Annotated in this window: 21 protein-coding genes; 16 read left to right on the forward strand and 5 right to left on the reverse strand. The window is 41.1% G+C overall.

Translation table 11 applies throughout. The features are described from left to right. The first annotated feature begins 7 nt into the window (after positions 1 to 7). A complete protein-coding gene (gene leuB / locus DKM50_06515) occupies positions 8 to 1,081 on the forward strand; it encodes a 3-isopropylmalate dehydrogenase (GenBank protein PZM79830.1) in 1,074 nt (357 codons plus the stop codon). A gap of 202 nt (positions 1,082 to 1,283) precedes the next feature. On the opposite strand, the gene DKM50_06520 is transcribed toward leuB, so the two are convergent. Continuing rightward, positions 1,284 to 1,676 carry a hypothetical protein gene (locus DKM50_06520; GenBank protein ID PZM79831.1) on the reverse strand — a complete coding sequence of 131 codons (393 nt, stop codon included), beginning with the start codon at positions 1,674 to 1,676 and terminating at the stop codon, positions 1,284 to 1,286. A gap of 325 nt (positions 1,677 to 2,001) precedes the next feature. Between DKM50_06520 and DKM50_06525 the strand changes: the two genes are divergently transcribed. The 8 genes from DKM50_06525 to folE all read left to right on the forward strand — a co-directional run bounded on the left by DKM50_06525 (position 2,002) and on the right by folE (position 10,088). Then, entirely contained in the window at positions 2,002 to 3,597 is a 1,596-nt protein-coding gene (locus DKM50_06525; protein ID PZM79832.1) for a citramalate synthase, read from the forward strand. Continuing rightward, positions 3,572 to 4,879 carry a diaminopimelate decarboxylase gene (gene lysA / locus DKM50_06530; GenBank protein PZM79833.1) on the forward strand — a complete coding sequence of 436 codons (1,308 nt, stop codon included), beginning with the start codon at positions 3,572 to 3,574 and terminating at the stop codon, positions 4,877 to 4,879. The genes DKM50_06525 and lysA overlap by 26 nt, the downstream gene beginning before the upstream one ends. A 3-nt stretch (positions 4,880 to 4,882) precedes the next feature. After that, on the forward strand, positions 4,883 to 5,722 hold the full coding sequence (locus DKM50_06535) for a TIGR00159 family protein (protein PZM79834.1): 840 nt from the start codon (positions 4,883 to 4,885) through the stop codon (positions 5,720 to 5,722). 16 nt (positions 5,723 to 5,738) lie between these two features. Beyond that, entirely contained in the window at positions 5,739 to 6,530 is a 792-nt protein-coding gene (gene panB / locus DKM50_06540) for a 3-methyl-2-oxobutanoate hydroxymethyltransferase (GenBank protein PZM79835.1), read from the forward strand. Between the two features lie 69 nt (positions 6,531 to 6,599). Next, entirely contained in the window at positions 6,600 to 7,259 is a 660-nt protein-coding gene (gene cysE, locus DKM50_06545; protein ID PZM79836.1) for a serine O-acetyltransferase, read from the forward strand. Beyond that, positions 7,231 to 8,571, forward strand: coding sequence for a cysteine--tRNA ligase (locus DKM50_06550; GenBank protein ID PZM80021.1), 1,341 nt, complete (start codon positions 7,231 to 7,233; stop codon positions 8,569 to 8,571). The genes cysE and DKM50_06550 overlap by 29 nt, the downstream gene beginning before the upstream one ends. 51 nt (positions 8,572 to 8,622) lie before the next feature. Continuing rightward, positions 8,623 to 9,471, forward strand: coding sequence for a formyltetrahydrofolate deformylase (gene purU, locus DKM50_06555; GenBank protein PZM79837.1), 849 nt, complete (start codon positions 8,623 to 8,625; stop codon positions 9,469 to 9,471). A 56-nt stretch (positions 9,472 to 9,527) separates the two neighbouring features. Then, entirely contained in the window at positions 9,528 to 10,088 is a 561-nt protein-coding gene (folE, locus tag DKM50_06560; protein ID PZM79838.1) for a GTP cyclohydrolase I FolE, read from the forward strand. A gap of 146 nt (positions 10,089 to 10,234) precedes the next feature. Here folE and DKM50_06565 read toward each other — a convergent pair whose 3' ends face one another. After that, positions 10,235 to 11,341 carry a deoxyhypusine synthase gene (locus tag DKM50_06565; GenBank protein PZM79839.1) on the reverse strand — a complete coding sequence of 369 codons (1,107 nt, stop codon included), beginning with the start codon at positions 11,339 to 11,341 and terminating at the stop codon, positions 10,235 to 10,237. 170 nt (positions 11,342 to 11,511) lie between these two features. Here DKM50_06565 and DKM50_06570 point away from each other — a divergent pair, with 170 nt between their 5' ends. The 6 genes from DKM50_06570 to DKM50_06595 all read left to right on the forward strand — a co-directional run bounded on the left by DKM50_06570 (position 11,512) and on the right by DKM50_06595 (position 16,795). Next, entirely contained in the window at positions 11,512 to 12,615 is a 1,104-nt protein-coding gene (locus DKM50_06570; GenBank protein PZM79840.1) for a hypothetical protein, read from the forward strand. Positions 12,616 to 12,655: 40 nt separating this feature from the next. Then, positions 12,656 to 13,426 (forward strand): metal ABC transporter ATP-binding protein, encoded by a 771-nt coding sequence (locus DKM50_06575; protein PZM79841.1) that lies wholly within the window; start codon positions 12,656 to 12,658, stop codon positions 13,424 to 13,426. A 1-nt stretch (position 13,427) separates the two neighbouring features. Then, positions 13,428 to 14,243 carry a metal ABC transporter permease gene (locus tag DKM50_06580; GenBank protein ID PZM79842.1) on the forward strand — a complete coding sequence of 272 codons (816 nt, stop codon included), beginning with the start codon at positions 13,428 to 13,430 and terminating at the stop codon, positions 14,241 to 14,243. Beyond that, positions 14,209 to 15,141, forward strand: coding sequence for a hypothetical protein (locus DKM50_06585; protein ID PZM79843.1), 933 nt, complete (start codon positions 14,209 to 14,211; stop codon positions 15,139 to 15,141). The genes DKM50_06580 and DKM50_06585 overlap by 35 nt, the downstream gene beginning before the upstream one ends. Positions 15,142 to 15,161: 20 nt before the next feature. Then, the gene (locus DKM50_06590; GenBank protein ID PZM79844.1) at positions 15,162 to 15,668 is read left to right on the forward strand and encodes a hypothetical protein; all 507 of its coding nucleotides are present in this window, start codon (positions 15,162 to 15,164) and stop codon (positions 15,666 to 15,668) included. Between the two features lie 113 nt (positions 15,669 to 15,781). Continuing rightward, a complete protein-coding gene (locus tag DKM50_06595) occupies positions 15,782 to 16,795 on the forward strand; it encodes a hypothetical protein (protein ID PZM79845.1) in 1,014 nt (337 codons plus the stop codon). Between the two features lie 34 nt (positions 16,796 to 16,829). Here DKM50_06595 and DKM50_06600 read toward each other — a convergent pair whose 3' ends face one another. Genes DKM50_06600 through DKM50_06610 form a run of 3 tightly spaced genes read right to left on the reverse strand, consistent with a single transcriptional unit; the run spans position 16,830 to position 20,085 of the window. Further along, a complete protein-coding gene (locus DKM50_06600; protein ID PZM79846.1) occupies positions 16,830 to 17,840 on the reverse strand; it encodes a polysaccharide biosynthesis protein in 1,011 nt (336 codons plus the stop codon). Between the two features lie 25 nt (positions 17,841 to 17,865). Then, positions 17,866 to 18,945 (reverse strand): hypothetical protein, encoded by a 1,080-nt coding sequence (locus DKM50_06605; protein ID PZM79847.1) that lies wholly within the window; start codon positions 18,943 to 18,945, stop codon positions 17,866 to 17,868. A 54-nt stretch (positions 18,946 to 18,999) separates the two neighbouring features. Then, positions 19,000 to 20,085 carry a hypothetical protein gene (locus tag DKM50_06610; protein PZM79848.1) on the reverse strand — a complete coding sequence of 362 codons (1,086 nt, stop codon included), beginning with the start codon at positions 20,083 to 20,085 and terminating at the stop codon, positions 19,000 to 19,002. On the opposite strand from DKM50_06610, the gene DKM50_06615 reads away from it, so the two are divergent. Beyond that, positions 20,084 to 20,392, forward strand: a complete 309-nt coding sequence (locus DKM50_06615; GenBank protein ID PZM79849.1) for a hypothetical protein — start codon at positions 20,084 to 20,086, stop codon at positions 20,390 to 20,392. The two genes, DKM50_06610 and DKM50_06615, sit on opposite strands and share 2 nt — an antisense overlap. Positions 20,393 to 20,462 lie beyond the last annotated feature (70 nt).

Here is a 20,462-nt window from a genome sequence, read left to right on the forward strand (position 1 = left end):
CCCGTGGATGAATATAAAGCTATGTGTATTACCAGGCGATGGAATCGGACCTGAAATTATAAAACAAGCATTAAAAGTGCTTAAGAAAATTGAGATTCAATACAAGCATACCTTCACAACGACAAATGCCCTGATTGGTGGTGCGGCAATTGATGCTTTCAATACTCCACTCCCTCAAGAAACTATCGAGAAATGCAAAAAATCAGATGCAGTCCTCCTTGGTGCTGTAGGTGGTCCGAAATGGGACTCTATTGAAAAATCAATTCGTCCTGAACGAGGACTTCTTGGAATAAGAAAAGAATTAGATGTATTTGCAAACTTGCGTCCGGCCTTTCTTTTTGAAGAACTTAAAACAGCATCCTACTTAAAACCTGAAGTCATCGGAAAAGGCATCGATATTATGGTAGTACGAGAGCTCACAAGCGGTGTTTATTTCGGGGTCCCTAAGGGTGAAGAAATCCGGAATGGCGAAAGAGTTGCCTATAATACAATGATGTACTCAGAAAGCGAAATACGCCGAGTAACTAAGCTATCTTTCGAAATAGCCATGCAACGAGGGAAAAAACTATGCTCTGTTGATAAAGCAAATGTGCTCGATGTTTCTCAATTATGGAGAGACGTCGTGATAGAAGTCTCAAAAAACTATCCTGCAGTTGAGTTATCGCACATGTATGTCGATAATGCAGCAATGCAACTTGTCAGAAATCCAGGACAGTTCGATGTTATTGTTACTTCGAACCTGTTTGGAGACATTCTCTCCGACGAGGCTTCGATGATCACCGGTTCTATCGGAATGCTTCCATCGGCCTCACTTGGCAATAGCAAACCTGCTCTCTATGAACCGATTCACGGATCAGCACCCGATATAGCCGGGCAAGACAAAGCCAATCCGTTAGCGACCATTCTTTCTGTGGCAATGATGCTCAGATATTCCTTTACGCTGGAAACAGAGGCAAAACATATCGAAAAGGCAATTACCAATGTACTGGCACAAGGCTACCGGACAGGGGATATCATGGAAACAGGCAAAAAGCTTGTCGGATGTGAAGAAATGGGAAATCTTGTAGCCGAAAACATTTAAGGAAGTCTATTCCTTCTTAGGCTAGTAATCGAGCAGGAGGCAGGTGATTAGTTCACCTGCCGACATCTCAACCTCCGTATGGGACTTTCACCAACAAAAAAGCGCCCATGCTGGGCGCAACAAAAAACCCCTGCAGCAAGCTGACAGGGGTTTTTAATTTTATAGCAATATTTCCAATAAATTAGCCTGGGCCAATGAAGCTTTAAGCAGATTTATCGATATTTTTATCTTGTTCAGAAGACTTACCAATATCATAATATTTCTCTAAAAACCTAGTTGACATAGCATTGTAGTTTACTTGCTGACCTAAAAGGTCATTCTGATCTGAAAGGTTAAAAGATGGCTGTAACGAACTTACGGGATTCTGTGAAAGCAACAGCCCTGATTGATTATATGTTACGTTGTTTGCCTTCATGTCCCAATAATTTACTGCGTTTTTTTCAACGGCTTCGTTCATCTTAGCAGGATCAAGAGGTTTATTCTTAAGAGATGAGTTAAAAAATACCTGATCGTTAGATAAGCCGGTAAATCCGGCATTAGTATTTCCTAATGTCGGGTTTAAAAAATATTCATTTGCGGGTCCTGATATATCCATCGAGGTTCATCTCCTTTTTAATATTATCGATAAACTTTTAGAAATGTTTATATTTATTTTTAGGCAAGCAAAATAACCCAAATTTATACAATCAATATAGCCAATATTTCTATCTGTTCACTGCTTACTTATTTTTCAGAACTTTCTTTTATTTTATACACAAGTTTGTTATAATTTACACAATTTAAAAGATGGTTCTGATTGTTATAAAGTGTCATAGTTCTTTGCTGTAAACTTATTTATTCTATTGGCTATTTTATACTAATCATCTATCATAGTGAAATGAACTATCTGAGGATTTATGCTAACTGATTGGGGAATAATAATGGGCAATAAAGTTTATCTATTTGATACAACCTTACGCGACGGAGAACAAGGGAAAGGAATTTCTTTTACTATCGACGATAAAATTAAAATTGCCAAGCTGCTGGACAGCATAGAGATTGATTATATCGAAGGTGGCTGGCCTGCGTCAAATCCCAAAGCAGCACAATTCTTTCAAGCGATGCAGCATATAAAACTGCATCATTCGAAACTCGTAGCTTTCGGCAGCACACGAAGGGCGAAAAACCCGGCTGCAAGTGACCCAAACCTTAAAGCAATTGTTAACGCGAAGGTTCCGGCGGCGGCTATCTTCGGCAAAACATGGGACCTTCACGCAACAGAAATCCTTAAGATATCGCTAGACGAAAACCTCGAATTGATTTATGACTCGATCAAGTTTCTGAAAGATGCCAGAATGGAAGTCTTTTTTGATGCCGAACATTTTTTTGATGGTTATAAAAAAAATCCTGCATATGCCCTCCAAGCGATAGGAGCAGCACAGCAAGCAGGCGCGGACGTATTAGTGCTTTGCGATACAAACGGAGGAACCTTACCGTTTGAAATTGCGAAAATTATTGAAGAAATTAAACCCCAGATTAAAACTCCGATTGGGATACATGCGCATAATGATTCAGAGTTAGCCGTTGCAAACTCAATTACGGCAATACAGCATGGCGCAATCCAAGTTCAAGGAACTTTCAATGGATATGGAGAGCGTTGCGGCAATGCCAACATATGTTCGATCATACCTATTTTAAAAATAAAAATGGGTATTGACTGTATAAATGGCAACAACCTTACTCAGCTAACTAGGCTTTCACATCATATCTCTGAAATTGCAAACCTGGTACCAAATGACAGCCTTCCCTTTGTCGGAAAAAATTCGTTTGCACATAAAGCCGGGATACACGTCGATGCAGTCCTGAAAAACCCTGAATCTTATGAACATATGGACCCACGTCTGGTAGGCAACAAGCAGGATGTCACGATCTCTGAACTGGCTGGCATCAGCAACTTAGTCTATAAAGCTCAAGCATTGGGCATTGAGATCGACAAAAACAATCCGCAGATCAAAGAACTCATAAAGCAGATCAAAGAAATGGAAAATAAAGGGTATACCTTTGAAGAAGGAGAAGCCTCATTTGAGCTTTTACTTCGAAGATCATTTGGACTATATAAGAGGTTTTTTACATTAGAAGGGTTTCGGGTAATCGATGAAAAACGGAACCATGATGATGCAGTAATAGTTGAAGCGACTATAAAGATTAGCTTTAATGACAAAATCTATCATACTGCCGCCGAAGGTAACGGACCGGTAAGCGCTTTAGATAACGCACTGCGTAAAGCACTTGAATCGATCTACCCTTCATTAAAAACTCTCCATCTTACAGACTACAAGGTCCGTGTGCTCGATAGCGCTGAAGGCACAGGCGCACTGGTAAGAGTGTTGATAGAATCGACAGACGGAAGCGATTCCTGGGGCACCGTCGGAGTAGGAACAAACCTCATAGAAGCCAGTTGGAATGCATTAATTGATAGTATAGAATATAAACTGCTGAAGGATGAGAAAAATGGGAAACAGACCGGTAACAACTAAAATCGATGAAAAAGGCCACCTTGAAATTGGCGGTTGCGATCTTTCGGAACTCGTTAAAAAGTATCAATCTCCGCTCTGGGTCCTTGATAAAGAAACCATCTTGAATTTTTGCAACAGGTACAAAACTTCTTTCAGTAAATATTACGATAATTTCTTGCCGCTCTTTGCCAGTAAAGCATTGTGCACTATAGCGACAACGCAGATAATTGATAAGGAAGGCTTTGGATTTGATGTTGTTTCCGGAGGTGAACTCTATACAGTTTTGCGTGCCGGAGTTAATCCGGAGAAAATCTATTTTCATGGTAACAATAAAGCTGTAGATGAACTGGAATTGGCAATTGAATCAAATGTCGGACGAATAGTTGTTGATAATACATATGAACTCGAACGAATAGAACAGATTGCCGCAGCTAAAAATAAAACAGTCTCGATCCTGTTTCGAATAACACCGGAAGTTGACGCGCATACCCATGAATTTATCCAAACCGGACAGCTTGATTCGAAATTCGGTGTCAATAAACCCCAGGTTGTAAGTGTAATACGACAAGCTTTGACCTGTAAGCATATATCGATTGTCGGGATACATGCCCATATCGGATCACAAATTTTCGATGTCGAGCCATTTGAAGTGGCAACAAAAAAGCTTTGCGAATTAGCACTTGATATCAGGAATAATTGTGGACTTTCACTTCAGGAAATTAACGTTGGTGGCGGACTTGGCATCAAATACCTGAAGGAAGACGATCCTTCTGATATCGAACTTTTTGCCGAAACCATATGTAAAACCCTTCAGCAATTCTGTATAGAATATGCCTACCCGCTTCCTAAATTGATTATCGAACCCGGAAGGTCTACTATAGCAAATGCTGGAATTACACTGTACACAATCGGCTCCGTAAAAGACATACCCGGAATTAGAACTTACATTGCTATTGATGGCGGTATGGCAGATAATCCCAGACCATTAATGTATGATGCGAAATACGAAGCCGTAATAGCGAACAAAGCATCTTTGTCCGGAACAAATACCTATACTATTGCAGGAAAATTTTGCGAATCCGGTGATATAATAATAAAAAATATACTCTTACCAAAAGTGGAAATAGGGGATATTATATGTATCTTTACTACAGGTGCTTATAACTATTCTATGTCTTCGAATTATAATCGGTTCCGCAAACCGGCGATGGTACTTTTGGATAACGGGAACTGCACAGAAATCCTTAAACGCGAAACATATGAGGACATAATAAGGAATGATATCTATTTAAGTAAGGAATAATTAATGCCTAGTCACATCATTCAATTATTATTTAAACAGCACTATATAAGTCTTATTGATGTTATCGACATATTCTTCACATATCTGCTTATTTACTATACGCTTTTATGGCTTCAAAGAACAAGAGCGTTCCAACTGTTAAAAGGACTAGGCGTGTTGTTTGTCGTCTACGTACTTACTAATTTCATCGGGCTTTATACCATTGACTGGTTAATGCAGAAGTTGATCACCTTTTTCTTCATTGTGCTAATAGTTGTCTTTCAGCCGGAACTCCGAAGCGCCTTAGAGAAAATTGGAAGGCAGAGTTTCTTTTCCTCACTTTTCAAGGACGCCGAAAAGCCAAAAACCGGGTTTCTCCAGCAGATAATTAAGAGTGTCCATTATTTATCTGAAAACAAAAAAGGTGCACTCATCGTACTTGAGAGACTAACCGGTCTTAATGAGTATGTGGAATCAGGAGTGCTCATCGATGCCATCGTTTCTTCGGAACTGCTCACATCAATCTTTATATATAAAAACCCGATCCATGATGGTGCGGTTATCATACGTAACAACAGGCTAAGTGCTGCCGGTTGTTTATTACCGCTAACAGAAAGCAGAGTTCTCGACAAACGACTGGGAACCAGACATCGAGCAGCACTAGGACTTACCGAACAATCAGATGCGCTGGTTATCGTTGTTTCTGAAGAAACCGGAATTATTTCTATTGCGGAAAATGGTACGCTTACGAGGTACCTATCAAAAGAAACCTTAGAAGAAAGACTATTTTCCAGCTACAAAACAGCTGATCAAGAAAACCAAAAGCAGTTTTCTCGATTCTTTAAAAGATATTCTGTTACCTAACGACTGGGAGGCTACGATGGTTCGAATAACTATTTCTGATCTCAACAATTTAAAAGAAAAAAAACAAAAAATAGTAATGCTTACTGCTTACAATTATCCATTTGCAAAAATTATAGACAAGACGCCAACACATATTATTCTTGTTGGAGATTCGCTGGGGATGACTTCTCTGGGCTACGATTCAACAATTCCTGTTACGATGGAAGATATGTGTAGCGCTACGAGTGCTGTTGCCCGCGGCTCGGCCAGCAAGTTAATCGTTGCTGATATGCCCTTCTTATCTTACCAGACAAGTATCGAAACGGCTGTCGAAAATGCAGGGAGAATCATGAGAGCTGGCGCTCACGCGGTAAAGATCGAAGGGGCAGAACATATTCCCGCGATCCAGGCAATTATAAATGCCGGAATTCCTGTTATGGGTCATTTAGGATTCACGCCTCAATCGGTTAATAAACTTGGCGGTTTCAAAGTCCAGGGGACAACTGCCGAGGCAGTCAAAATACTGGTACAACATGCACAGATTTTGAAAGAGGCCGGAGTGTTCGCACTAGTATTAGAAATGGTCCCAGCGCAAGCAGCGCGCGAGCTCACGACCGCTATTGACATTGTTACCCTTGGCATCGGAGCAGGAATCCATGTCGACGGACAAGTGCTGGTAACAGATGATCTTATTGGGCTGTTCGATAAATTCAAACCGAAATTCGTTAAACAATACACCAATATCAGCAAAACAATTGAGGAGGCAATTACTACATTCAATAGCGAAGTTCAGGAAAATCAATTTCCAAATAACAAACATTCATATTGAAAATCCAGAGAATAAAAGTGCCATTAACGTGATATGGGCTAATTGTAAAAAACCCAGCTGGAGAATTAAATGATAGACAATATAATAGCCGCTTTTCGAGGCGATCCTGCGGCAAAAAACATTTTTGAAGTATTACTTTACCAAGGTATTCATGCAATCTGGCTTCACCGGATAGCTCATTTTCTCTGGAATTTAGGACTACCTTTTTTCCCCCGGTTAATATCACAAATCAGCAGATTCCTTACCGGTATCGAAATACATCCCGGCGCGAAGATCGGAAAGTATTTTTTTATTGACCATGGTATGGGCGTTGTTATCGGAGAGACTGCCGAAATAGGCGACAATGTTATCATTTACCATCAAGTAACCTTAGGGGGCACAGGTAAAGAAAAAGGCAAACGACATCCTACCGTCGGAAATAACGTAATAATTGGCGCCGGAGCGAAAGTCCTTGGAGCAATAAAAATAGGAAACAACTGTAAAATCGGCGCTGATGCCGTGGTGATTAAGGATGTCCCGAACAATTCAACCATTGTAGGTGATATAGGTAGAATTGTAAGTAAAAAAGATAAAAATCAACTACTCGACTTTGACCAGGCAAATCTTCCTGACCCGATAGCAAAAACATTCACGAGACTGATCCAGCGAATAACTAAGCTTGAGCACAAGATACGCGAACTGGAGGAAAAGTATGAAAAAAATCCTGATATACAACACACTCAAAGGTAAAAAAGAAGAATTTGTCCCGGCTACCCCTCCCCGGGTTTCAATGTACGTGTGCGGAGTTACCGTCTATGACTATTGCCACATTGGCCATGGCAGAGCCTATACCGTATTTGATACAATAAGACGATTCTTAGAATACACAGGCTATAACGTTATCTACATTCAGAACTTTACTGATATTGACGACAAAATAATTAAACGGGCAAAAGAACTTCAGTCGCAGTGGCAAGAAATATCAACAAAGTTTATCGATGAGTACTTTGTTGATATGGACAGCCTTAATATTCAGCGTGCAACTTCTTATCCCAAAGCCACAGAACATATCGAAGACATGATCGCAATGATTACAACGCTGGTTAATAAGCACTACGCTTACGAAATCGAGGGAAGTGTTTACTTTTCGGTCAGAAGCTTTCCTGAATACGGAAAACTCTCAGGAAGAAATCTGGAGGATATGCAAGCCGGCGCTCGAGTCGAAGTCGATACAAGGAAACAACATCCGATGGACTTTGCGTTATGGAAAAAAGCGGCGGATGATGAACCAGGATGGGCTAGCCCCTGGGGAAAAGGAAGGCCGGGGTGGCATATTGAGTGCTCAGCTATGTCGATTAAATATCTTGGACCAACCTTCGATATTCACGGGGGTGGAGCTGATCTTATTTTCCCTCACCATGAAAATGAAATTGCCCAGACAGAAGCCTGCTCGGGAAAGCCCTTCGCACGATATTGGGTCCATAACGGTTTCGTTAATATAAACAAAGAAAAAATGTCCAAGTCTCTAGGTAATTTCTTTACTATCCGGGAAGTGCTTAATGATTATAAACCGGAAGAACTACGCCTCTTTTATCTCATGACCCATTACCGGAAACCGATTAACTATAGCATTGAGTATCTTGATGACGCGAAAAAGGCACTCGAAAGACTTTATAACGCCCTATATTTAAAAGGCACTTCCCCGAAAGGGAATAATGAACTAACAACAATCGAGAAAAGCTTTGACGAAGCTATGTCTGATGACTTTAATACAGCACAAGCGCTCGGAGTTCTCTTTGAACTTGCCAAATATATAAACAAAGCGCTTGATACTGATGCCCAGTTACTGCTGAAAAAACTCGGGAATATTCTGGGAATACTTTATCAAGCGAAAGAAGAAAACGGAATTTTGGAAAAAGACATCCACATACTCATTGAAGAAAGAAACGCTGCCAGGAAAAACAAAAATTTTGCGCGAGCTGACGAAATCAGGATTGCGTTAGAAAAGCAAGGCATCATACTAGAAGATACCCCGCAGGGTGTTCGCTGGAAAAAGAAATAAGTACTGCAATAGTTTTCTCATAAGGCAGTGCGACATGGAAAGTAATAAAAAATGAAAACAGCTACACTACTAATCAACTGCCCGGATAAAACAGGAATTGTCGCAAAGATCTCTAATTTTCTGTTTATCAATAACTGCAACATAGTCGAATCAGACCAGTACTCAACCGGGCATGAAGGCGGGCATTTCTTTATGCGAGTCCAGTTCGCTTATAATGACGTGCACCTGGACAAAACCCTTATTTCTGAAAGAGCGGGTATAATAGCGACTGAGCTCAAAGCTCACTGGGAACTTTTCTTCGATGATGAAAAGAAAAAAGTCGGTATATTAGTTTCAAAACATGATCACTGTTTGCTCGATATCTTGTATCGATGGAGGACCGGAGAGTTATTTATTGATATCCCTCTCGTAATCAGCAATCACGACGAGGTACGACCGATAGTCGAAGCTTACGGCATACCCTATTACTTTATCCCAGTAAACCAGTACAAAGAAAACCAGGAAAAAGAAATACTTAACCTGGTGAAAACATCTACCGATGTCCTTGTTCTAGCAAGGTATATGCAGATACTAACAGATACATTCCTTGCGAACTATGGAAAAAAGATCATTAATATCCACCATAGTTTTTTGCCTTCTTTTAAGGGAGCTGAGCCGTATAAACAAGCTTGGGTAAAAGGTGTCAAAGTCATCGGAGCAACCGCCCATTATGTATCATCACAGCTTGATGAAGGTTCTATTATCGCTCAGGAAGTTATTACCGTAAGCCATAAGGACAATGTCATAAGGCTTACACAAAAAGGCCGGGATATCGAAAAACTGGTAATGGCCCAAGCATTGAGAGCGCATATCGACAACAAAATAATCGAACATGATAATAAAACAATTGTCTTCGATTAGCTCTAACCTGTTTCAGATACAAAATAACAATCAGTGCAAACAAAAAGGAGATCGAGATGAACATTGACAGACATCGGATTGAAAACGCAGTCAAAGAAATACTTGCTGCGATCGGAGAAGACGTTAATCGCCCCGAACTGCTCGATACCCCAGCACGTGTGGCCTGTATGTATGAAGAGGTGTTCTCTTGCACACGAAAGGACCTCCATGATACGGTATCCGTGATCCTTGAACCACACGGAGAACAAATGATCGTTGTTAAAGATATTACCTTTTATTCAATGTGCGAACATCATCTTGTACCGTTTTTTGGCAAAGCCCACATCGTTTATATCCCGAAAGAGAATAGAATTACCGGTTTCTCGAAACTGTGCACTCTGGTAGAATCCGCAGCAAAACGTCCACAGCTTCAAGAAAGAATGACAACACAAATCGCCGATGTATTAATGAATGTGCTTGAACCACAAGGTGTCATGGTCGTCATTGAAGCAGAACATCTCTGCATGAGTATGCGCGGAGTTAAAAAACCAGGAACAAAAACAACAACCTCAGCAATCCGCGGATTATTCTACGAAGATGCCTCTGCACGAGCAGAAGCGTTAACATTGATTAAGTAATTGTCAGGGCGTAATTAATCACGCCCGTAATGATATTCCGGCTTAATAGGGCACTGCGTGCTGTGCCCCTACGGTTATTGTATAATATAACAAAAAGTGGTTGCGACTGTAACAGAAGCAACCACTTTTTTTGATAAAATTATTCCCTATTTATAAGAAATACTCGTCAGTTTATCATCATCCCATGAATACTGAATTTTTGATCGTTTCTCTGCCCATTTTCTTTCAAGCGCAGAACCTACAATCAGCGGTAATGAAACCGATGGCTCTACAAAAGCCATAGCCCGGTACGCCTTGGTATTGATTTTTCCCCAGCTGGTCGCTTCATCAAGCGTGCTTCCTGACAAGCCACCCCAATGAGGAACGTCTGTCGTTACCTGAAGCGCATATTTATGTCCGCCGGTTTCCATGCCGAAGATATATGCCATTACAACAGAGTCATTAATATAATTCTTCGGAACACCGCCGGCGACATAAAAAGCTGATGTGCGTTTAGAATTAACAACTATCTGGGTAAGTTCGTAATTATCTCGAATAGAATCGATCGACATATGAGGTCTATTTTCTTTTCTCATTCGATAATAGTGGTCGGTAAGCCCGATACCTATACTGGAGTCATTGATTGCCGGCGCAAAAACCGGAATACCTTTCTCGTAGGCAGCTCGCAAGATCGAACCATTATCTTCAACAATACTTCCTAATTTATGTAAAAACTCTCTTGTTGAATATGGTCTTGGCTCAAGGGTATCGGCAAAATGACCTAGCCATATATCAGTTTTCCAGAACTTCTCTTCATCAACGTAGGTATCGTAGATCCTATCAATAAGCAAATCTCTTAATACCGTGTCATCAGCTTCAGGGCTACCAATAAAATGTCTTCCCCCGGTTGCCTGATAAAAATCCTGGTAAAGAATCGCACCGGTCGAAACAACAACATCGACGAGACCGAACATAATCATATCGCGAATAACTTTTCGCAGGCCTGCGGCAATAAGCGGTCCGGCGATGCCTAGCATTATTGTCGGTCGCTCTTCGTCTTGAAGCATAGATTGAAAAACCTCTGTGCATTTCCCGATATTACGAGCTTGTATAGACATCTTGCCATAACTTTCAACAAGCTGAGCAATTGTGGTCGGTTTTTCTAAATCAATAAATTCTACCTGTTGAGAAAGAATCTCTTTTTTCTTATCTATATATTCTTGATCAGTTATTTCTAATTTATAAGTTTCACCCTGATTTTCTGACATATACATGAATACGATCCTCCTCTAAAAATATAGGTAAAACTATAACATTTTTATTTAAAATAGTGAACACTACGGGACCAAACCGAATATCGTCGAGAGAGTAGTAAAAAAGAAGCAATACTGTTATAATTCCCTCAAAAGCCTTTAACTAAAAGCTTTACCTTAGAGGTGATATTATGAAAAGAATTATCATTTACGTTATTTCTCTTATATTATTGATTGCCGCGGCTTTATTTTCTATTCAGCATTTTTTGACTCCGCAAGCCAAGCAAACAAAATCAGGGAAAATTATAGTGTACAGCACAGTTTTCCCGATAGCCGACATGGTAAAAAACATCGGCGGCAACCGGGTAAAAGTGTACACGATACTTCCGCCGGGAGCCAGTCCGCACACATTCGAACCGACCCCCAGGGATGTAGGAAATCTCCATAAAGCAGATATTATTTTCAAAGTCGGGTTTGGCCTGGAGTTCTGGATTGATAAGTTTATTAGGAACATCAAACCTGAGCCGGTGATTATCACATTATCTCAAGGAATTAGGCCTATTGCAGAGGCAGCTGAGCATGAAGAAGAATCAAGCCCATCTATAAACGCAACCCCATCGACCTCAAATGAAAACGCTTCGACTTCCGAAGACATAAATTTATCGGAAATGACCACGCAGTCAGTTACCCCGACCCAAAACGATTATTATCTGAATGAAGAAGAGTTTTCATCACGCTCGTTGAACGAAATTACAGAAACACCGAACAATACTCCAGTGGTCAATGCCAACCCTCATACGTGGCTCGATCCGATTAACGCTATCCATATGTGTGAGCTTATTACCAATACTTTAAGCGAATATGACCCTGAACATAGAGATTACTACGAAGCTAATTTCCTCAATTATCAGGCAGAACTCAGAAAGCTCGATCTAGATATCAGAACGACACTTTCACGCTATAAACAATTAAAATATGTAACTTTTCATCCAGCTTGGGACTATTTTGACCGCAGATATGGGACAAAACGTGTTGCAGTAATTGAAGAAGCTACGGGAAAAGAGCCAACCCCAACCCGGATAAGAAAAGCAATCGAAGCAGTAAAAATATACAACATCAGAGTTATTTTTGCCGAACCGCAGCTTAACCCTAAAGTAGCAAAAGCGATTGCAGAAGAGACTCACGCCAGAGTAATACTTATTGACCCATTTGGGAGCGAGAAGTATAAAGATAGAAATAGTTACATCAAATTAATGAACTATAATTTGCAGAAGATGAAAGAAGCATTTAGATAGTAAATGGCATCCGCGATGTACACGACGAAAGAAACTACCTATGTATGCTTTAGAGTTAGAAAACGTTAATTATACTATAAATAACGTTGAGATCCTAAAAGATGTAAATTTAAAACTGAATGAAGGGGTCTTCCTGGGAGTTGTCGGTCCAAATGGCGCGGGGAAAACCACCTTTCTTAAAATTATACTGGGACTTCTTAAACCTTCACGCGGATCAGTCAAAATCTTTGAAGCACCTGCACATGGGACAAAAACCAACATAGGGTATCTTCCTCAACGCAAACAGTTTGATATCAATTTCCCGGCAACTGCATTTGATGTTGTCATGATGGGCCGATATAAACTTATTGGGCTCTTTAATAAGCCTCGCCAAATTGACCGGGATATGGTCATTCGCTATCTAAATATTGTCGGAATGTTCGACTTCAAAGATACTCAATTTGTTAAACTGTCAGGAGGACAGCAGCAACGGGTGCTCATTGCCCGAAGCCTGGTATCAGAACCAAAACTCGTCATCCTTGACGAGCCTTCCACCGGAATAGATGTTGTTGCCCAAGAATATCTCTATCATTTCATTAAACACCTAAAGCATGAGCTCAGCCTTACGGTAATAATGGTAACACATGATATTGGAACAATAACGTCTTATGTCGATGAAGTCGCTTGTATGAACAAAACAATTTATGTCCACGACAAACCGGAGAAATCACTTACCCGCGATATCCTGGCAAAAGTATATGGTGAAAATATAAATATGATCGAGCATAACGAATTCTGCATGGATTGCAATAACTTTAGAAAAGGAAAATAACGTGGACTTTCTCCAGATGGACTTCATGCAAAATGCCTTGATCGCCGGCATTATTTTGAGCTTTCTTACCGGAATTATTTCTATTTTTATTATCCTGCGTAAACTCGCTTTTATCGGAGTCGGCATATCACATGCCGCTTTTGGCGGAGTAGCTCTCGGCATTTATCTTGGAATCAATCCTACGCTATCCGGAATTGTCTTCTCAATCTTTGTTGCCTTGGCAATCGGGTATGTCAGCAAAAGAGGTCGAATCAAAGAAGATACTTCAATAGGGATTTTCTTTACCTCGGCTATGGCCTTAGGGGTCATACTTATCGGAATATCACGTCAATATAACGTTGATGTCTTCGGCTATCTTTTCGGTAATATACTGGCTATATCCCGTTCTGATATCTATATCATTGCCATATTAGGAATTATTGTTACGGCAATTCTTATAACATTATCGAAAGAACTCTTATTTATAAGCTTTGATGAAGAAGTTGCCAAAGTCGACGGAATCCCAGTTAACTTTTTAAATTATCTCTTTCTCGTTATTCTAGCGATAACAGTTGTCATAGGAACTAAAATCATTGGGCTGACGCTCATATCAGCCCTCCTTATAATCCCTGGAGCAACGGCGATTTTCTTGTCAGCGAAATTTTTTAAAATGGTGACCATTGCAATTACTTCCAGCATAATATCTACCATTTGCGGGCTCATGATCTCATACTATTTAAATGTTGCTTCGGGGGCGACCATCGTCTTAACCGCCACAGCTATATTCTTCCTGGCTTTCTTCTATGCCAGCATTACCGAAAAAATCCAGAGTCATTAATATGGGCTCACCTACTATTCGATTGAAACTTATCGGTTATCTTTATATGCTGCTATCGGTTTGTTCATTTTCTTTTATGGTAATTCTTACAAAATACCTTAACCTGATTTCAACCGTCTCTCCTGAAGAAATAACTTTTTTTCGATTTTTTATCAGCTTTACAGTCATAGTTTTTGTAAAATTTATTTTCAAGAAACCAACCAAAACGAATAACCTGCGATACCTTATCGAGAGAGGAGTGTCGAACTTCCTGGCGGTCCTCTTCTTATTTGTGGCTATATCGATGATATCGGCAACGAAGGCGAACCTTTATAACATGACCTACCCAATATTTGTTGCACTCATCGCCCATTTTTCAATTAATGAGAAGTTGACTAAGACTAGCCTTCTCTCGGTGATTATCGGGTTCATAGGCGTGCTTTTTGTCATTAAGCCCAATGAGTTTCAGAACCTACATGTCGGTGACGTAATAGGACTTCTGTCCGGAATTACTGCCGGATATGCAGTTGTATCATTGAAAAAAGCCAGCCTATCCGATGCCCCTTTTACAATTTTGTTCTACCATATGGGTATAGGATTCGTGCTTTCTTGCCTTTTAACGTTGCACAGCTTCGTAATCCCCAGCACTCGGATTGCTTTTCTCCTCATAATAAACGCAATTCTTTCCCTTCTAGGCCAATATTTCTTAACGTATGCTTATGCATACGTAACCGCGGTAGAAGGTGCTGTTATTGCATCTGCACGCATATTTTTTGTCGCGTTTCTTGGAGTCCTCTTATTTAATGAATACGTTAGTATGTCATTAATAATCGGATCTTTACTGATAATAGCAAGCATTATAATCATTAACCCGGGGTTACACATTTCCAAAATAAAGAAATTGCCTAGTATATTCTAAGAATATATAATAGAGTGGCAATGATTGAAAAGGGATTTCAATTCCACAATATTGTTGAATTCAAAATGATAGGTCCTGACCTTTGGAATCTGGTAAAAAATTCTGTCATGAAGCTGGAAGCGCAGTTTCATCCCCACCTTCAGCAAGATGAAGCCGAGTACAGCAGTACGTTTACAAACCCGGAATCGATCTCAGTCGGTGTTTTTGTCGAGACCGAACTTCTAGGCTACATTACAGGAGGTCCCCTTGAATACTATGATTCCCTTAAGGGAGTTAAGGATGATCCTAATTTTGGACTGAAGAACACGGTGTACATTGAGTCTGTTATCGTTGATGAACCATACAGGAACAGAGGTTATGGTAAAGAATTAAGAAGATTATTCAAAAACGAAGCAACTAAGAAAGGGTACGCCTATGTAACGGCACATGAGATACAAGGTTTGCCTGGAAGAATAGGCCTTATTGAGTTACCGAACTGGTATGATACCGGAAAAATGTATATGTATTATCAGCAGAAACTAAAATAGTTTTCGAATTGATGAGGTACTAACGAGTTGTTTTGCATCCTGAGCGTTGCTTAACATAAGAAAAAGCTTAGCAATATCTTATAATATATTTATTTCTTACAAAGGAGAGTCACATGGCGTTAATAGAAACATTATGGCAAAAAGGAAAAGACTTCTTAGGAGTTGATTATCCTATCATAGCCGGAGGGATGACCTGGATAAGTAATTATGAACTTATCAAAGCAGTAAGTGATAATGGGGCGTTCCCTGTACTTGCCGGAGGGAATATGCCAGCCGACCTCTTCGAACAAGAAATTGATAAGTGCATAAGCAAGCTAATGCACCCATTTGCAGTCAACCTCGTTACCATCGCACCGAATTACAAACAACAATACGAAATACTGCTCTCAAAAAATGTTCCGTTTGTTATTTTTGCAGGTAATTTCCCCAAAAAGCATGACATTCAAGCGATGAAACAAACTGGCAAGAAAACAATAGCGTTTGCTTCAGAAAAATCGATTGCTGAACAGCAAATAAATTTTGGGATTGATGCATTGCTTTTGGAAGGCAGTGAAGCCGGGGGACATATCGGCCACGTTTCACTAACAATCCTTTTACAACAAGTATTGTTCGCAGTAAAAGATTTCCCGATATTTGTTGCCGGAGGTATCGCCTCCGGAAAAATGATTGCACATCTTTTGATGATGGGCGCGTATGGCTGTCAGCTCGGAACCCGCTTTGTCATGAGCGAAGAGTGTACGGCACATCCGAACTTTAAAAAAGCTTTCATTAAGGCCCGCGCACGACAAGCCATATCGACGCCGCAATATGATTCCAGACTTCCTGTGGTTGCAGTCCGGGCTATAAAGAACAAAGGGATGGAAAATTTCGGCAAATTGCAGCTCGACCTTCTGGAACAATTAAATGCCGGAAAAATCAGTCGGGAAAAAGCGCAATTCGAAGTTGAAAGCTACTGGATGGGGTCACTCAAAAAAGCTGTTGTTGATGGTGACATTGATTACGGATCACTGATGGCGGGGCAAAGCGTCGGTCTGATGGAAGACATCAAGCCGATGAAAGCAATTATTAGAGATCTGCTTGATGAAGCGGAAAACGAACTCAACAGAGTAAAAGGGCTGCTTAAATAGCGCCCATTTTTATGCATTTAAACATAATGCTCTTTTAGATATCCAGCATTTCCCAGGAGAGCTTATCGCCACGGGAACTGTCTACCTTCAACTTTTTTCCGATAACGTTTTTGTATTCACTGGCACGTATCCCGGTGGCCGGTCGCAGGAACCCGAGCATGGATTCTTTAATCAGAGTTCCTTTGGCAGCAGCGGCATTTAAATAAATACCACGTCTCGCCCCTGAAATCTCCTGAAGCTCATTCTCTACAGGTCGTTTCTCTCCTGAACCGAGCATCGTTTCAAGTTCTCTAATTTTGATTATCATTTCAGCGAATTCATTAACTTCAAGGGCAAATGGATGATCAGGCCCTTGCAGCTTTCTAGACAAAGTGACATGTTTCTCAATTATTTTGGCGCCTAGGGCAACTGCTCCCAACGGAGCCATATATCCCGGCGAATGATCCGAAAAGCCGATCACTGCCTCAGGGAAATTGATTCCTAACGTTTTGATTATTTCCAAATTAATATCTTGAGTACGCGGAGGATAATTCGCGATGCAATGCAAAAGGGCAATGTGCTTACTTCCAGCCTTTTTTAGGGTTGAGAATGCAGCAGTAGCTTCCTCTAACGTTGCAATCCCGGTTGAAAGGAAGACCGGTTTTCCAGTCGACGCAACTTTCTCCAGCAGCTTATAATAGGTCAGGTCTCCGGAAGCTATTTTGTATGCAGGAACGGATACCTCTTCCAGCCAATCAACTTTTTCTTCGTCAAAGGGGGTAGATAAAAACAGAATGTCCTTTACTTTACAATAGTCGGCTAATTCACGATGCCATTGCCGGGGCAAGGCAAGCCGGTCAAGCGCAGTATATGCCGGATGCTCCCGGACAACTAACGTCTCCGCTGAGAATGACTGGAACTTAACTGCATCAACCCCGATCTCGGCACAGTTATCAATCAGTTCCTTGGCTTGGTCAATCTTACAATCATGGTTTGATCCGATTTCAGCAATAAAAAAAGTGGGATGACCCTCCCCGATTATTTTGTTTCCTATTGCAATCTCCATTTGCTTCTCCTTACAATGTAATGTCCTAGATTTTTTTTAATAGCTCAACGGCTTTAACAGCGGCACTATCCCACGTCCAGTTCTGCTGTATCCACAAAGAATCTTCCGATCCTATTTTTTTTAATTCTTCCTGGTGCTCAAACGACCAGCGCATTTTTTTTCTTAATTCGCCTACCTCTAATTTAGCCCAGACCCCAAACTTCCCTTTTTCCGGGTAAAAGGTTTCGTCATAAATATCTTCGTATTCGTTAACGTCTATAATAAGCGGGTTATCGTGCCTTAAATATTCTGATTGTCCACTATAATTCGTGGTAATTACCGGAACCCCGCAGGCCATGGCCTCGATAATGGGTAGCCCCCAGCCTTCAGCTTTGGAGGGCGCAATAAGAACATTACTCGATCGATACAGAGGGGCAACAGCTTCATGATCATTAAAAGGGTTCATTATCACGATATCCGGATGAGGCTTTTCCAGGTATTTATTTAAAGTTGCGCGGTCATTCAAAGATAATCTTTTTATGTTATGACACAGAAGGACCAACTGCACCGGGTCATCAGGCCTAAACTCGGTACAATAGGCTTCAAGCACTTCCATTTGGCTTTTGCGTTTTTCGAATTTGCCTACCATCAGGAACTTAAAGCGGCCATTATCAAAATCAGAATAATGAGGGCCCTGCGAATTAAAAAAATGAGGATCAACACCTAAAGGGACAATGCGGACTTTCGCCTCTGGTATGCCATTCTCCAGTAAAACATTTGCGGCCCAGCGTGACGGGGCCCATACCTGATGAAGCTGCTTAAGCTGCCAAATCCAATCTTGCGGCAGGCGCGTGTTTTCGAAAACGACAAACCCTATTCGATGCGATCCGCAGAATTTTTGCATATCATTTCCATAGGCAATGCAGAGGGCCGGATCGTTAAAATCGATCTCGAATGAACCTTTCTTTTCCAGCTCAAATATATGCGGAGGCATCACCTCCTGATCATTGTAAATAAGGCTTACCATCCGAACATCAATATATTTACTTAACGAATAAAAAAAGTTCCTGGACTGTTCGGCAAATCCTCTAATGCTGTATAAATAGCCATAACAATTTAATCGCATAAAAAAATTATATCATATAGACAGGTGTAAGTATTCAAGAGTAAGACCAGAGAGTTAGCCCAGGGCAGTCAGTATCTCCATGGCCTTGTCCGCAGCTTTGTCCCATGTCCAGTGTGATTGGACTGAAATCGCATCCTGTAATCCTAACCGGACAAGGTCATCTTTGTGTTCGTAGGCCCAGCGCATTTTCTCGCGAAGATCTTTAATATTAATCTTGGCCCATTTCCCATACCTGCCCTTTTCCGGGTAAACCCACGGGTCATAAATATCTTCAAACTCAGTAACCTGTAGCTGCAACGGATTCTCTTTTCTCACATAATCTGTCTGCCCACTATAATTGGTAGTAATTACCGGGGTACCGCACGCCATGGATTCTATAATATGAAGTCCCCAGCCTTCTGCCTTGGAGGTCGCCACCAGGACATTACATGAGCGGTAGAGATTAGCAACTGCGCGATGGTCATCAAAGGGTGTTATTATCGTTATTTCCGGATGGCGAAGGGTCACTGACTTCGCTATTCTTTCCTTGATATTCAGATGGCTTTCTTCGACGTTCAAGCTTAACAATAGCAATTGAACCGGCTCTTCAGGCTTGAACTCCTGAGAAAAAGCTTTCAAGACTTCTATCTGGCTTTTGCGTTCCATGAACCGCCCGACTACCAGAAACTTGAATTTGTCGCTTTTCAGTTCATAATACGAAGGGACGTTCGGATTAAAGATGGACGTATCTACTCCTTCAGGAACAACATGGACCTTCGATTCATCGATACCGTTCTCCTTCAAAACAGTGGCGCCCCACTGCGATGGAGTCCAAACCTGATCGAGCTGACGAAGCTGCCAGACCCAGTCACGAGGAAGTCTGGTGACCTCAAAAACCACGTAGCCGATTCTCACTGAGCCGCAGAATTTTTGCATTTCGTTTCCATAGGCGATGCAAATAGCCGGATCCTTGAAATCAATATCGAAGCGTCCCTTTTTTTCAAGGTCTTCAAGGGCGGCAGGCGTTTTCTCGTGGTGGACATTATGATAAAGCGAGACAACCCGAACATCGGCTTTTTTACTGAGCGCAAGAAAAAAGCTCCGACTGAAAATCGTATACCCTCTTATTTCATATAAATATCCAAAGCAGTTCACTTTCATGGGCTGGAATATAGCACACAACGTTATGGAGTTCTATAGTGGTCCGATGCTTCGCCTCATCCAGCGTAAGGGATCATCTGCTTTTCACCAGGGGAATTCCGCAGCTGCCTTCTCCATCGAAGACGGAGAAGGCTTAGATGTTTTCCTGAAAACCTTCTCCGCCCTCGGTGGAGAAGGTGCTGGTCGATTTGTTTATATGAGAAGGCTTCATCTTTTTCCAGCGGATGAGGCCGACCACGAGTCCCCGATGGGTCTAGGTTTTGAACGTCATCCCGAGAGTAAAACATTTTCGATGCTGTTCGGCTAGGATTTTCCTTAATTAGATGTATCTCCATAGATTCCTCGGGAATACTCGGAATGACGAGCACTAGAGGAAG

The organism is Candidatus Margulisiibacteriota bacterium, from assembly GCA_003242895.1.
In the GTDB taxonomy this organism is placed as follows: domain Bacteria; phylum Margulisbacteria; class Riflemargulisbacteria; order GWF2-39-127; family GWF2-39-127; genus GWF2-39-127.